Source organism: Pedobacter sp. MR2016-24, assembly GCF_026239655.1.
Classification (GTDB): domain Bacteria; phylum Bacteroidota; class Bacteroidia; order Sphingobacteriales; family Sphingobacteriaceae; genus Pedobacter.
Genome location: NZ_JAPIVO010000006.1, coordinates 374,656 through 391,438 on the forward strand (window position 1 = coordinate 374,656; position 16,783 = coordinate 391,438).

Annotated in this window: 7 protein-coding genes; 5 read left to right on the forward strand and 2 right to left on the reverse strand. The window is 44.1% G+C overall.

Features of this window, described 5'->3' with window-relative positions; all coding sequences use genetic code 11:
* Nucleotides 1–11 precede the first annotated feature (11 nt).
* The 3 genes from OQX62_RS17960 to OQX62_RS17970 are packed head-to-tail and all read left to right on the forward strand — an operon-like array spanning nt 12 to nt 14,526.
* A complete protein-coding gene (locus OQX62_RS17960) occupies nt 12–11,483 on the forward strand; it encodes a putative Ig domain-containing protein (RefSeq protein ID WP_265833000.1) in 11,472 nt (3,823 codons plus the stop codon).
* 26 nt (nt 11,484–11,509) lie between these two features.
* The gene (locus OQX62_RS17965) at nt 11,510–12,505 is read left to right on the forward strand and encodes a PorP/SprF family type IX secretion system membrane protein (protein WP_265833001.1); all 996 of its coding nucleotides are present in this window, start codon (nt 11,510–11,512) and stop codon (nt 12,503–12,505) included.
* Between the two features lie 11 nt (nt 12,506–12,516).
* Complete coding sequence (locus tag OQX62_RS17970; protein ID WP_265833002.1) at nt 12,517–14,526, forward strand: OmpA family protein; 2,010 nt, start codon at nt 12,517–12,519, stop codon at nt 14,524–14,526.
* Between the two features lie 5 nt (nt 14,527–14,531).
* Here the strand turns inward: OQX62_RS17970 and OQX62_RS17975 are convergent, their stop codons facing one another.
* Nucleotides 14,532–14,888: a response regulator gene (locus OQX62_RS17975; RefSeq protein WP_265833003.1), complete on the reverse strand. Its 357-nt coding sequence runs from the start codon at nt 14,886–14,888 to the stop codon at nt 14,532–14,534.
* Between the two features lie 82 nt (nt 14,889–14,970).
* On the opposite strand from OQX62_RS17975, the gene OQX62_RS17980 reads away from it, so the two are divergent.
* Nucleotides 14,971–15,168, forward strand: coding sequence for a hypothetical protein (locus OQX62_RS17980; RefSeq protein ID WP_265833004.1), 198 nt, complete (start codon nt 14,971–14,973; stop codon nt 15,166–15,168).
* Between the two features lie 166 nt (nt 15,169–15,334).
* Nucleotides 15,335–15,841: a GAF domain-containing protein gene (locus OQX62_RS17985; RefSeq protein ID WP_265833005.1), complete on the forward strand. Its 507-nt coding sequence runs from the start codon at nt 15,335–15,337 to the stop codon at nt 15,839–15,841.
* 65 nt (nt 15,842–15,906) lie between these two features.
* Here OQX62_RS17985 and OQX62_RS17990 read toward each other — a convergent pair whose 3' ends face one another.
* Nucleotides 15,907–16,776 carry an N-acetylglucosamine kinase gene (locus OQX62_RS17990; RefSeq protein ID WP_265833006.1) on the reverse strand — a complete coding sequence of 290 codons (870 nt, stop codon included), beginning with the start codon at nt 16,774–16,776 and terminating at the stop codon, nt 15,907–15,909.
* Between the last annotated feature and the right edge of the window lie 7 nt (nt 16,777–16,783).

Consider the following 16,783-nt stretch of genomic DNA (forward strand, 5'->3'; position numbering starts at 1 on the left):
CTACACCCCGAATGCTACGAAAATTTTTATTGTGTGCCGGTATTATTGCTTCAACGCTTTTTTATGCGGCATCGTATGCTCAAACTAAACATTATGCTCAGGTAGCTCCAAGTAGTGGAACTGTTGCCTATTACACGAATCTTCTTGGCGTCAACAGCACGCAGCCAAATGCTGCTAATGCTGGTAGTGTCATAAACCCGGGTAATGCCGCAGCAGTGCCACCTCCGGCACTAAGTCCGGCAGTCCTTACCGCGAATTATGCCACGATACTTGGGCTCTTCAATGCGGAAGGTGAAGCATGGATAGAACTGAAATATGCTGCTCCGGTGGCGGCGGGGAAAACTACTTATGTACGATTTGACACCCCTACACCTTCATCAGGCCTGAGTCTCGATTTACTAAACACGGTAGGAGGACTCACCGGCCTGTTCAGTAAGAACCTGGTTGAGCTTGAAGCTTATACGGGAGCATCATCAACAAATGACGGAACTAAAATTGAAACAGGTGTAAGCAGTATTATCGTTAAAGATGCTGCTGGTCTGACTTATTTTGCAGTCACTTCTGCGAGCGCCTATAACGCTGTACGGGTGAAATTGAGGGTAAGAAGCAGCTTGCTTCAGCTCTCGCTGAACAGCGGTCTGAGTATGAATGTTTATACTGCATTCAATATAGACACCGACAATTGCGGAACGGCTGTATTCACTAATCTTGGTGAGACTCCGGGCTTAAATGTTTCTCTTACACCGCTGGTGAGTAACCAGGAAAGGGCAATAGACGGAAACCTAACTACTTACTCTCTATTGACACCGGGCGTTGCCGGATTAGGCTCCTCGGTTTCACAAACGATATTTCTTAATGGTTTATCATCTTCTACCGATGTAGCTAAGGTGGTACTTTCTGAATCGGGAACAGTACTTTCTCTAAATCTTTTGAAAACGATTACGCTACAGGCTTTCAACGGTAGCGTGGCGGCCGGGGCAGCAGTATCTGCTGATAACCTGCTTACGCTGGACCTGCTTGTAGGAAATAATAATGTTACTTTCCCAGTTTTTTTCACTCCAGGAGTAGCATTTGACAGAATTAAGATAACACTTGACAATACACTTGCGGTTGGTGGTAATTTACTATCCGGCGGTCTCAGAATCAACGAGGTGCAACGGACTGTCGCCAAACCTATGTTCGGAGGCGCATTAAACGGGGCGTTATCCATTTGCGGCGGCAGTAGTCTCACTCTTGCCGCGCAGAACCCCAATGCCGGATTCACTTATAATTTTTACAAGAAAACAGCAGGGGTACGTGTACTGGTTAGCGGGGCTGCAACGGGCACTTATACCGAAGCCGGACTGACACCTGGCAATTATACTTATTATATCGGTGCGCAAAAGGCCGGATGTATCGGCGAGTCTGACCTCGACAGCGTGGTCGTTACCGTTAAACCCGTACTGTCGCTACTGGCAAATACGCTGGCTAATGCAACAGTAGGAAGTACTGTTGCGCGGCAGCTTACAGCAGCAACCGGAGGATCACCTGGTTATACTTATGCCCTTGCTGCCGGAAGCAACCTGCCTGCAGGGCTCACTATTTCTGCTTCAGGATTAATTACCGGAACGCCGACAGCATCAGGAACTTTCACTTTCAACGTTACAGCAACCGATAGTTTCGGATGTAAAACAACGGCTTCCTATACACTGCTTGTTACGGCAACACTTACTTTCCCGGTAACTATATTGCCTAACGGGACAGTTGGAACGGCGTATCCTTCAACCACGTTAAACCCGCCTACGGGGGGCTCAACACCATATATCTACACTGCCGCTAATCTACCTGCAGGTCTTTCAGTGAACACGTCTACAGGTACAATCACTGGTACACCAACTACATCGGGAACTTTTACTTTCCCAATTACGGTAACGGATGCAGATGGTAATATGGCGATGACTAATTTTATGGTGATTGTCAGAGATCCGATGGCAATGCCTGCAGCCACACTGTCTGCTGGTACTACCGGTGTGGTTTATCCGACACAGATTATTCCGGCAGCAACAGGTGGCAGTGGTGTGAATACCTATGCCGCTTCAAATCTGCCTCCGGGATTGAGCTTCAATCCTTCAACGAGGGAGATTACAGGTACACCAACTGCCTCCGGAACTTTTAACTTCACTGTAAATGCTGCAGATAATGAAGGTCACACAGCTACAGGGAACTATAGTATTGTGATCAAAGATCCATTGGTACTGGTCGCCGGAACATTGCCTGATGGTACGGTGATGATGGCTTATCCTGGCCAAACCATTCCGGCTGCCAGCGGTGGTACCGGTCCCTATATCTATGTGGCGACGAACCTGCCTCCGGGAATTATTTTCAATACAACTACACGGGTGATTTCTGGTACGCCAACACAATCTGGTAATTTCACAATTCTTATCACGGTAACAGATGCCGCTCAGCAATCATTAACTGTTCCTTATAGTCTGAAGGTAAACGGCACATTGAATCTTCCAGTGGCAAGTTTACCAGCTACGGTAGTAGGAACAGCCTATACTTCTCCTGCTTTGCCGGCAGTATCAGGAGGTACAGCACCGTACGTATACACATTGACAGGTTTGCCAACAGGATTGGGCTTTAATCCAACTATGCGTGTCATTTCAGGTACGTCACAATTGGGTGGTACTTTTACGCTGAAAATGAGCGTGACAGATAACGGTGGCCTAACTACGAGTACTGATTATACCCTCAGTATTACTGTTGATCCTCCATCTGTTGCAGGAACAACAATATGTGGAGGCAACTCTGCCACACTTAGTGTAGCCAATCCGCTAACAGGCGTGACCTACAATTTTTACTCAGCTACCGGAAATACAGTGCTGGGCTCGGGTACAACTTATACAACCGGTACGCTTACAGAAACGACGACTTATTATGTCGAAGCTGTATCCGGCAACGCAGTAAGCGCGCGGGCAGCGGTAACCGTAACGGTAAACCCGGCACCCGCTGCGCCGGTGGTGGCAACAAATAATGAGACTGTGAGTAGCGGACAGACCGCCACTTTACAGGCAAGTGCGACAGGCGGGGCCACTGTTAAATGGTATGCAACTGCAACTGGTGGTATTGCGCTGGCAACTGGCAACACTTTCGTTACGCCTGCATTAACGACAACTACAACTTATTATGCAGGTGCAGAAAGCAACCTTGGCTGTGCAAGTATAACCAGGGTACCTGTAGTGGTAACGGTGGTAACCGGACCAGCAGACCCACGGTGTAATGCAGCTACTTCACAGCAAAGTGGGGTTGGAGGTTTATTGTGTATCGGTTGTGGTATTCAGAACCCAGGCAACTCTACCGATGCAAACCTGAATAATTTTACCACTATATCCCTGTTGGCAGGAGTTGGCGCTTCGGGATATCAAAGATTGATTTTCGCAAATACAGGAGCCGCTACGGATAGTCTTCGTATAGACCTGGAAACGCCAACTGGTCTTGCAGATCTTTCTGTACTGGGCAATATTACGCTCAATGTAATGAATGGTAATACACTGGTCAGCAGTCACCCTATAAATTCTTCTTTAGTTACTTTAGGACTACTTCAAGGAAATCGTTTCCTTGCAACGGTGCGGGCAGGAGGTGCATATGACAGGGTAGAGGTATTACTTAATCCTGTAGTAACTGCATTAACAAATCTTAATATTTACGGTGCGCAGGCTGTTTATGCGAACCCTACATTAACAGCAGGTAACCAGACCATATGTTCAGGATCTACTGCTACGCTAACCGCTACACCCGCTACAGGCACTACGCTGAGCTGGTATACTGCCGCTTCAGGCGGAGCTGCTCTTGCTACCAATGTGAATACATATACAACAACTGCACTAACAGCTACCACAACCTATTATATTGAGGTCCGCAAAAATGACTGTGCAAACTCAATACGTATTCCGGTTACTGTAACTGTTACGCCGCCGGTGATTACTCCGGTACTGGCCACAATATCTCCGGTTTGTTCGGGTTCTGCAGCAGTAATATCTGTTGATAGTCCACAAACTGGAGTTACCTATACCTGGTACAGCACTGCGACAGGGGGAATACCTGTATTTACTGGTCCTGTTTTCACTACTCCGGTTCTGACAGCAAATACTACTTATTATGTAGAAGGCGCAAATGGCAATTGTTTATCTCCTGCGCGCACAACTGCCAGCGTAATTGTTAATCCGCGTCCGGCTGCTCCGCAGATCCAGGCATCCGCAACAACGGTTAATCAGGGTCAGTCAGTTAGTCTTAATGCAAGTTCTGCAGAAACCAATGTAACCTTTAACTGGTACGATTCGGCAAATGCAACGGCACCCGTATTTACAGGCGCAAGCTACGTAACGCCGCCGCTTTCCGTAACTACTACTTTTTATGCGGAAGCAGTTTCCAGCACAACAGGTTGTGCATCATCGGCAAGAGTACAGCAGACAATCATTGTTAATGGCAATGGTACTCCTATACCAGTACTTTGCGAATCGCCGGTTAGTCAAACAAACGGTGTAGACGGATTGGTTTCGGTACTGGCCAGTGTAGTCAATCCAGGTTTAGCCATTGATGCTGATCAGCAAACTGCATCTACACTGTCAGTTCCGGTAGGTATAGGCTCATCCGTATTCCAGAAAGTTAATTTCACTGGACTTTCCAGTGTTGGTGACACGCTGCGTATCCGTTTAACTACATCAGGTCAGCTCTTGTCGGCCTCCGTACTGCCAAGTATTACAGTAACTACTTTTAACGGAGCTAACAGTAATAACGATCCGGTTGTACTGAACAATCCGATCGCAAACGTTCAGCTATTGAGCGGCGGTGCCGAACTCTTGCTGAACCTTGTTCCGGGATCACAGTTTGATGGTGCTGAAGTGAGATTAAACTCAGGGTTACTGGGGGCACTTTCATCAGTAAACTTCAATTACGCAAGAAGGATTATTAAGGCTCCTGTTGTTGCATCGACTGCAATAACAGCCTGTGCGAACGCAACAGCAACGCTTACCGTTTCAAATCCACAGTCCGGCATCACTTACAAATGGTACGATGCAGCAGGCAATTATCTTGGTAATGATGGTACCACTTTTATTACACCAGTAATTACTGCCAATACCAGATTCTTTGCTGAAGCTTCAAGAGGAGGTTGCGGAGGTTCCAGAACAGCAGTTGTTGTAACACTTGTTCCTGCTGCAGATGTTCCTGTACTGCTTTCCGCAACTGAGCAAACCTGCCAGGGTTCTAACTTGTTATTACAGGTGCAGAATCCACAAACAGGTGTAACTTATCAGTGGTACAATGCAAACGGCGCAATAACCGGTGCTACAGGCCCGAGCTTCAGCGTAACCAATATCCAGGCTACAACAACCTATTCGGTTGCTGCAATAAATAGCTGTGGTACCGCTTCAGCACAGGCATCCGTGACTATAACTGTTGGCTCATTAACAGCACCTGTTGTTACCCCGCCAGCAGTAAGTATTATCTCTGGTGAACGTACGCTGCTTACCGCAAGTTCATCCACTGCTAATTTAACATATAACTGGTATGCTGTAAATCCGGCTACTAATCCTGGTGCAGTAGCCATCTATTCGTCGACCGACGGTGCTTTTATTACTCCTGTCCTTACAACCACTACTACCTATTATGTAACTGCACAGAGTAATGCTATAGGCGGATGTATCTCACCAGCTACAGCAGTGGTGGTAACAGTAACTGCAGGACCAACGAATCCGGGTTCTGTACCATGTGAGCCGGCGATTAGTCAGACTACCGATACCAATAATATCCTTGCCAGTGTAAACAACCCAACCTTTGCGATAGATAACGATATTGAAACCAGTTCATCATTGTTTATCCCACTTGGAATTAACAGTTTCGTTTCACAGCGTGTAGGCTTTAGCGGTGTATCTCAGGCTGGAGATAAAGTAAGGATACGTCTTACCTCAGAAGCGGTACTGCTTTCACTGGCTCTTGCACCAAGTATTGTGATCACGACCTATAATGGAGTGGTTAGTAATAACGATGGAATGGCCATTAACAATCCGCTGCTGAACCTGCAGCTTTTAAACGGCGGTTCAGATGCGATTATTGAATTTACACCAACATCTCCATTCGATGGTATAGAAGTAAGATTAAACTCCGGGCTTCTGGGTGCACTCAGCAGTATTAATCTGAATTATGCACAGCGCATCGTTGCACCACCAACTGTTGTTGCAACTTCGGTTACCGCCTGTCAGGGAAGTTCTGCCACGCTGGCTGTAGCCAATCCTGTTGCAGGAACAACCTATAACTGGTACAGAGAAACAGATCTTGTGGCGAGCACATCAACTTATCTCACTCCGCTAAACCTTGTTGCAGGCACATACAACTATTTCGTATCGGGCACACGCAATAACTGCGAAAGTGCAAGAACCGCAATAACTGTAACTATTGCACCTTTACCAGCTGCACCGGTTCCTGATCCTGCAAATCCGGTAAATACATGTTTAAACACACCAGTGGCATTACGTGTAACACCTGTTGCAGGTATTAGTTACAACTGGTATAGTGCTCCGGCCGGTGGAACCTTGCTGGCTGCAAATACCAATACCTTCAGCACCCCAGCCAATCTTACTGTGGGAACTACAGATTTTTATGTAGAAGCTGTAAATGTCAACTCTTGTACGAATAACTCAGGCAGGACAAAAATATCAATTACAATTAAACCTGCTGCTACAGCAAATGATATCGCCGTTACTGGTGCTGACGCTGCTTTCTGTTCGGGTGCAAATGCGATATTGACTGCAACCAGTATGACGGTAACCAATCCGGTATTTACCTGGTACAGTGATGCTGCTTTAACGAATCCTGTGTTTACAGGAGCTACCTTTGCAATAAATCCTTTAACAGCTGATGCAGATTACTATGTAACAGTGAAAGGCGACAATGTCTGCGATAATGCACCTGGCACAGCTAAGAAAGTGAGCCTTCGCATTAATCCTACGGCATTACCTGGCGATATAACCATCAGCGGTATTCCGGCCAGTGTTTGTGCGGGTTCTGCGGTAACATTAACAGCCACCAGTGCTACCGTAAATAACCCGGTATTCACCTGGTACAGTGATGCTGCATTGTCAACCGCTATATTTACAGGCCCAGTCTTTTCTCCTGTAATCACAGTCTCGACAAATTATTACGTGACCGTAAGTGGCTCAAATAAATGCCAGAATGCTCCGGCCGATGCAAAAGTGATTACACTGAACGTTAACCCGATAGCTACTGATGCAGATATCAGCATTGCTGGTGTTCCTGCAACTACCTGCTCTGGCTCTGGTGTGAGTATTAGCGCCAGCAGTGCTACGGTGATTAATCCGGTATTTACCTGGTACAGCGATGCTGCCCTGGCAAATCCATTATTTACAGGTCCGGTGTTCAATACACCTGCACTTACAGGCAATACTACTTATTATGTAACGGTAAGAGGATCTAATAAATGCGAAAATGCAGCTGGCACAGCGAAAATCGTGGTGCTGAACGTGAATCCTGCCGTTGTATTTAACAGCAGTACATTAACAAATGCTGCGGCAGGCAGTGCTTATGCTGCACAGATTGATCCTGCAACGGGTGGTACTCCGGGATATAATTATGTGGTCGCTTCAGGAAGCAGTTTACCTGCCGGACTTACACTATCTGTTTCAGGAGCCATTACCGGTACACCAACAATAGCAGGTAACTATACTTTCGCTATTACTGCGGCAGATAGTAAAGGCTGTAACGCAACAGCTACTTTCGTATTGAATGTACTTCCTCCTAACTTTGGTATGGTACTTCCACCTGCTGATCTGCCAGATGGTATAGTCGGCACAGCTTATGTTACGCAGACTTTACCAGCTGCAACAGGCGGAGTTTCTCCTTATACTTATGTTTTATCAGGCGGTACATTGCCTCCGGGACTATTATTTAATGCAGCTAACAGAGAAATTACAGGTATACCAACTCTTGGCGGTACCTTTACTTTCAACATTACCGCAACAGATAATAACGGGATTACAGCAACAACAGCTTACAGCATCAGCGTTACAGTACCTGCTCCGGTAGTTGCCGGTGCGGAAAGCTGCTCAGGTAATAGTTTGGACCTAACGGTAACTACTCCGGTGAACGGGGTGACTTACGACTGGTACAGTACACCTTCTGGCGGAGCAATTATTTACAATGGTACAATTTATCAGACACCGCCGGTAACCTCTACTGTGACTTATTATGTTGAAGGTTCTTCTGGCACCGCAGTAAGTACAAGAGTGGCTGTGTTGGTTAATTTGAAACCGAAGGCTACTACTGCAGATATTACTATTACGGGTGTTCCTACAACAGTTTGTTCAGGAACCGGTACTGTCTTAACGGCCAGCAGCACTACAGTAAATAACCCTGTGTTTACCTGGTACAGTGACGCAGCATTAACAACTGTAGTTAATAACGGGGCGGTATTCAATGTACCTGCCTTAACGGCAAATGCTGTTTATTACGTAACCGTTAGTGGTGATAATAAATGCGAGAACGCAGCAGGTACAGCATCGATTGTCGTACTCAATGTAAACCCGGCAATTGTATTTAATGGCACAGCATTGAGTGATGCAGCAGCAACAAAACCATATGCTGTGCAGATTAATCCTGCCACAGGGGGCACGCCTGGTTATACATATACATTGCCTTCGGGAAGTGTGTTGCCAGATGGATTAACATTATCGTCTAACGGGGTTATATCTGGCACACCAACTACCCCTGGAACGAATACCTTTACAATTACTGCTTTAGATAGCAGAGGATGCAGTGCTACAGCAAGCTTCACGCTTACTATTGTTCCGCCTCCTGTTATTGTCCCTGCGCCGGACGCAGATGCAGCGCAAGCATGTCTTGGTGCTGCTGCCATACTCAGTGTAAATGCACCAGTAACCGGTACCCTCTACAGGTGGTACAGCGCACCAACCGGCGGGGCAGTATTAGATGAAGGCATTACTTTCACTACTCCACCTGTAACAGCAAATATTACTTATTATGTTGAAGCAGTTAGAGGCACAGCCTTGAGCAGCCGAACTGCGGTAGGTGTGACGATTAAACCAACATCAGTAGCGGGTGATATCACCATAACCGGTCTGCCATCAACACTATGCTCTGGTTCCGGAACTACATTAACTGCAAGCAGCAACACTGTATCTAATCCTGTATTTACCTGGTACAGCGATGCACAACTTACCCAGGTGGCTAATAACGGCGCAGTATTTAATGTTCCGCCTTTAACAGCAACCACTACTTATTATGTGACTGTTTCAGGATCCAACAAATGTGAAAATACCCCGGGTACTGCGCATACAGTAGTAATTGGTGTAAACGCGCCACTGGTATTTAATACCACTACATTAAACAATGCTCCTGTTGGTACTGCATACAATGTGCAACTTAATCCTGCATCAGGTGGTACACCAGGTTATACTTATACTTTAACTGCGGGAAGCACCTTACCTACAGGATTATCAATCTCGCCTGCCGGAACAATTACCGGTACACCTGCCGTCACTGGTAATTATACGTTCTCGATTACTGCGATAGATAGTAAAGGCTGTACCACTTCAACCAGCTTCAGTCTTAATATCGTTGCCGTTACCCCTGCACCTGATGTTGCAGCAGGCAAGGCCTGTCTTGGAACCGGCGCTATACTGAGCATTATATCACCAGTTAATGGTACAACTTACAGGTGGTACAATGTAGCGACAGGAGGTGCAATATTAAATGAGGGCACAACTTTCCTGACACCTCCCATAACTGCAAATACCACTTATTATGTGGAAGCTGTTAGCGCTACAGGTGTGAGCAGCAGGACTGCTGTCAGCGTAACAATTAAACCAACTGCGACTGCCAGTGATATCACCATTACAGGTTTACCTTCAGTAGTGTGTGCTGGTTCTGGTACTACATTAACAGCCAGTACAAATTCAGTAGCTAACCCTGTATTCATCTGGTACAGCGATGCCGCATTAACGCAGGTTGCCAATAATGGCGCGACCTTTAATGTTCCGCCTTTAACAGGAACTACTACTTACTATGTAACGGTTTCCGGATCTGACAAGTGTGAAAATACTGCTGGCATGGCAAATGTTGTAGTCGTTAATGTAAACCCGGCAATTGTGTTTAATGGTACAACGCTTACTGAAGCGTCTACTATTACTAATTACTCTGCACAATTACCACCGCCTGCAGGAGGAACTCCTGTTTATACTTACAGCCTTACAGCTACAAGTACATTACCAGCGGGTCTTGCCTTATCTCCGGGCGGCACAATTAGTGGCAGAGCAACTGTTGCCGGAACTTATACTTTTAGTGTTACCGTAACTGACAGTAAAGGCTGTACTGCAACGGCAACTTTTAGTCTTACTGTAAAAGCACCGGTACTGATTCCTATGTCTCTTCCACCTGCAGTATTGCCGGATGGTATTGTTGGTACTATCTATGCACCTCAAACATTACCGGCAGCAATTGGCGGAACTGGTCCTTTCACTTATGTAGCAACAGGTTTGCCGCCGGGAATAGTGTTCAATGCCATTACCAGGGAGCTGACAGGTACACCAACGCTTGCAGGTACATTCATTGTGACACTTTCTGTGACAGATGCAAACGGACAAACCGCCGCGGCAGATTACACACTTAATGTTACCGTTCCTGCACCAGGAGCAACAGGTGCACAAAGTTGTAATGGCAGCAGTGTAACCTTAACAGTAGCTACACCAGTTACAGGAGTAACATATAATTGGTTTGCCACTGCTACAAGTACTGCCAGTCTGCAGATGGGAACAAGCTACCAGACACCTGCAATAACTGCTACCACTACTTATTATGTGGAGGGAATATCTGGTGGTATAAAAAGCACAAGAACTGCGGTAACCGTTACGTTGGCATCTGCACTTACAGCACCTATGCTTTCTGTAGAGTCTGCCACGCGCAGCAGTATTACTTTCAGCTGGAATGCGGTAAGCGGTGCGACCAGCTACGAAATCTCAATGGATGGAGGTACAACATGGACAATTCCGAGTTCGGGTCAGGCGGGTACTACGCATACCGTTACAGGTCTGCAGTACAATACCAAAGTTACCCTGATGGTGAGAGCTAAAGGAAGTACTACCTGTGAAACCAGTGCATCAGGCAGTCTTACCGGGACAGCAACTGATGGTACTACGGATGAGATCTATATACCGAATACTTTTACGCCAAACGGGGATGGAAGGAATGATGTCTTCTATGCCTATGGGAATGCAATTTCGAAAGTTAAGATGCGGATATATAACCAATGGGGACAATTTGTATTCGAATCGCAGCAAATGCAAAATGGATGGGATGGCTCATTCAGAGGTCAGATGCAGCCTAATGGAGTATATGTATACTACATAGACCTGACACTTTCTGACGGTACAACTACAATGAGAAAAGGAACCGTTACGCTATTACGATAATACACGTTAACCTGAAAATTAATATCATGAAGAAACTTTTAAAAATCGTCGGCCTCAGCATCTTATGCATCACGGCAGCAAACAGGGTTAATGCACAGATTGATCCACATTTCTCACAATATTACGCAAATCCGTTATGGCTGAATCCAGCCCTAACGGGAGTAATAGACGGAGATTACCGGGTTTCATTAAATGCGAAACAGCAATGGGGATCCGTCTCCAATGCTTATGTAACGGCAGGTGCTTCGTTCGATAAGGCACCTGTTAAAAACCTTGCCTTTGGAGGAATGGTACTTAATCAGCGCGCAGGTGAGATAGGATATAACTATCTGAATGCACTTGCTTCTGCTGCTTACAGGATCAGATTTGGTCAGCAGGGATACAGTATGATTAATTTTGGTGTACAGGCCGGTATTTTGAATAAGAGTTTTGATCCTTCAAAAATTACATTGGGCGATCAGTTTAATTCTTCAACAGGATACAATGGCAGTATTCCTATCAGTGAATCTTTCAGCTCTACCAATACGCTGGTGCCCGATGTAAATGCGGGGATCATGTATTTTGATGGCAATTCTGACAATAAAGTGAATCCATTTGCCGGCGTAAGCGGGTCTCATTTAACGAGGCCTGTAGATCGTTTTATCGGTAATGATATCAGAATTCCGATTCGCTTTACGGCCCATGGCGGAGCCCGTGTTAAAATCAGTGATGCTATAGATGTAACGCCTAATGCACTTTACATGAAACAAGGCAATGCGCGGGAAATTTCTACCGGTGCGTATGTTACCTTCTATCTGAATCCCGAGGCTAATATTCTCTTTGGATCAAATTACAGATACGAAGATGCCGCTATCGCCTTTTTTGGTCTTCATTTAAAGAATACCGTTTTCGGTTTAAGTTATGATTTTAATACTTCCAATTTAAACCGTGCCACCGGTAGCAGGGGTGGCCTTGAGTTATCAGTATCCTTTACCAGCAGAGGGGGAATTTCAGGCCCCAACTTCTTTTGTCCACGATTATAATCCGATGAGTTATGAAATCACTTAGAGTACTACTTTTGATGTGCCTGATAAGCAATGCTATCCATGCACAGTACGTTACCAATAATAAAAGGATCGCAGATGTATATTTCCAGAATAAGGAATATTATGCGGCTGCAGATTACTATAAAAGAGCATTGAATATCTCTACAGATAGTATAGGTTTTGTAGTGCCTTATGCCTTTGAAACTAAAATGAAAAAGGAGGAGACTAACCCAAAACGTGGTGAGTACGAAAATGATGTTTACCAATTGGCTTCTTCATTGCGGTTATACAAAGATTTCAGGGCAGCAGAAGCATGGTATGCCGTAGCCAAAAACTTCAGTGATCCAAAATATGCCCTGAGCTCTTTTTATTATGGAGAATGCCTGCGTGCGAATCAGAAGTTTGCTGAAGCAATTGTGGCATTTGAAGAGTTTCTGACAAAGTATTATCTCAATGATGGCTATGCCAGTAAAGCCAAAGTGGAAATTGCTTCCTGCAATTTTGCATTATATGAAATGCGTTATCCACGGTTGTATAAGTTTAGTAAACTGTTTAATGAAATTAATGACAAGGGCTCAAATTATACGCCATTGCTGAATAACGATAACTTCTATTTCACTTCTTCCAGACCCGTATCTGTAGGAAACAAAACTGAGGTACTTACTGATGGAAAAACAAACTCCAAAGTTACCCGTAAGGAAAGTCCTTACATGAATGCAATCTATGAAGCTTCAGGTAATCCTAAGGACGAAGGAACAACGGTTAAACGTATTGGGGCTGTGGAAAAAGGACGTGAATATGCTGCGCCTGCCTTTCATCCGAACGGGACTATTATGTATCTTACCAGCTGGACCACAAAAGGAGAAAGAAAAATTTATGAAGTAAATATCTCATCCGGCACCGGAAATACATGGTCTCCCCCAAAAATTTTAGGTTCTGAAGTCAACATTGCCGGCTTTAATTCCATGCAGCCATTCGTATCTAGGGATGGTAAATATTTTGTTTTTTCATCAGACAGACCCGGTGGATCGGGCAAATATGATATATGGTACTGCAGGCTGCGGTCTGACGGTTCTATGGGGCAAGCCATCAATATGGGAAGTAAAATAAATACTAAAGAAGATGAGGAAGCACCTTACTATAATTCTAAAACAGAGAAGCTGTTGTACAGTAGTGCAGGTAAGGTAGGGATTGGCGGATTAGATTTTTATGAGAGCGAAGGTGATTTTGCCAATTGGTCAGAACCCAGAAACCTCGGTTATCCATTTAATTCATCCAAAGACGACGTTTATTTCACACCTATGGATGATGATGACAGTCAGGGGTATATCAGTTCTGACAGAGAGTCTGTCTGCTGCCTGGAGGTTTTCTATGTGAAAAAGGAATTCATTACTGTTCAGGGAACAATACTTGACTGCCAATCGGATAAACCATTACCTGGTGCTACTATCACATTATCAGATTCCACACAGAAAATAAATGTGGTAGTCGGCACCGATGGGAAATACAGGTTCAGGATTAATTCTAACCGCAAACTGAAACTGGTTGCTGAAAAAAAGAACTATTTCAGCAAACTGCTGAGTTATGACTATGACGAGCTGGCCAAGACAGATACGCTGGTTAACCCTAAAATATGCCTTGCTCCTTATGTCTTGGATAAACCAATAGTGCTGAATGACATCTTGTATGATTTTGACAGTGCAGATTTAACGCCAAGATCAAAAACGATCATAGATCAGCTTTACCAGATTATGGTAGATAATCAGACCATAGAAATTGAACTGAGTGCGCATACTGACAATATAGGCACGGAGGCTTATAACCTGGATCTGTCAGAAAGAAGGGCGAAATCCTGCATAGACTATCTCATTAGTAAGGGAGTATCTGCAGACAGAGTAAAAAGTAAGGGCTATGGTTTTAGTAAGCCTATAGCACCAAATCAGTTTCCTGGTGGAAAAGACAATTATCAGGGTCGTCAGTTAAACAGGAGGACAGAATTTAAGGTTACTAAAAACTAATCACGTTATAACAGCTTTTCAATCTTAGCTAGCATTACAGACATTTCAAATGGCTTTTCCAGGTAATCATCAGACAGTAAGTGTTCTCTCATGATGTAGTCCTCGGAGAAGCCACCTGAAGTAAGGATCACAGGAAGATGAGAGGTGTTTTTTCTCGTTCTGATTTCCTTAAATATAGCCCTGCCATCCATTCCATCAAGTTTAATGTCCATCAGTATCAGGTGAGGCTTAAACTCTTCAATAATTTTAAATATCGGTCGCCCTGTCATTAATGGAAAAACCTTATAATTGTTCTCTTCTAAAATCAGTTGCACAACTTCCAGCAAATCAGGATCGTCCTCAACAACAAGTATTCTATTCATATGTTAAAAACACTCTATACAACTTTAATGCCATGAAGCCCGTTAAAGTATCCTACTTTTGTGGCATTATAATCAGATTTTAATGGACTCAAAAGAAAAAATAGAGGCAATTGCCAACACGCTGCTACCCAGCTTTATACCAAAAGACAAAGAGGCAAAAGAATTCCTCTTTCATTTTACACTGCCACCAAATTCAAGTTATAAGGTGTTTTTTAAAAAAGATGTCAAGGCAAACTGGCAGTTTGCTGGCTTTGAGGAGGCAGAAAATAAAACTTTTTAACCCGGATTTTAATACCTTGCTAAAACGATCCTTTATGTGCGACGTCCATAAAAGTCCGATTCAGTATTCCTGTCAGGTGTATGAATCTTGTGTCTGTTTGTTAAAACAGGTATATTAATTGTAAGGGAGTCCTAAAAACAGATTATTACTAATAATATTTCGAAACTTGGAAAACACATTTGGAAGAGATCTTATTCCGCAGAATGAGGAAGAGCGACTGGAAAATCTTAAAAATTATAAAATATTATATACAAAGTCTGAAACCAAGTTTGATCAGCTGTCCGCGTTAACGGCTTCCATGTTCAATACTCCGATTGCAATGATCAATTTTGTTGATAAAGACCAGGTATGGACAAAATCGACACAGGGAGGTCATGATAATGAAGAAATGGAGCGGGGATCAAGCTTGTGTTCATTAGCGATATTGAAAGACAGCGTCACTGTTTTCGAAGATGCGCTTGCAGAACCCTTTCTATTGTCTAATCCTATGGTAGCCGGGGAGTTTGGGTTAAGATTTTATGCCGCTGCACCAATAAAGACCAGCGAAGGATTTAATGTTGGTGCAGTTTGTATTATTGATACTACAAGCAGGGACTTTTGTGAAGAAGATCAGAAAAGGCTGGAGTGGGTAGCCGACCTTATCCGTCTGGAGATGGAAAGCAGAAAAAGATAAGCTGATTATATGAACTGAATAAGATAATCAGCTTATCTTTTTTATGATAATAATGCCTTATAAACTTATAGTTTCTGAGTGCTCAGCCCTTCTTTTTTTAATATATATTTATAGATTCCCTCAATAGGCTTCTGGAAAATTTTGCCGACATGGATGTCATTCCTGGCGCATACTTCACGCAAAATGTCCTGGTAATAAAATGCAATTGAGCCAACAAAATGACACTCTATGTCTTTATATGCTTTAAAGTCTTTGATATTGGTGTCTATAAACTCCTGGAAGCCATCAGTCAGTACTTTTATGATAAAAGGATGTGCCTTATGAGGATACATGAAGCGACTAAAGGCAGCGAGGTAATTGTTAGGAAATGGTTTCTGATAAACATTGGTAATTACCGTTTCCTTGTCCGCTTTAAATTCCTGTTCAAATAACGCACTTAAATCTGCCGGCATCTGATGATACAGGTAGGAAGTAATCATCTTTCTGCCAAAAAAAGTACCGGAACCTTCATCGCCAAGAATATAGCCTAAGCCATAATTACTTTCATGAACCGCAGTGCCATCAAAATAAGAAACATTGGAGCCGGTACCTAAAATACAGGTTATTCCTTTTTTATCTCCGCATGTAGCATAAGCAGAACCAATGAGATCATTTTCAACACTTATAAAAGCATTTGTGAAGAAGAGTGACAGTCCATTTGTAATGACCTCATGTTTGTCTGGCGACGAACAGCCAGAACCATAGAAGTAAATCTCTTTAACTTCCGCAGCAACATCTTCCAGCTCTTTCATCTTCGAAAAGATCTTGTAAATATCCTGGGCATTCAAAAAGTACGGGTTAATCCCCCTTGTATTAAAACTGATTTCCTTACCGGATGAAGGGGAATAACCCATCCAGTCTGTCTTGGAAGATCCGCTATCTGCAACTAATATCATAAATCAA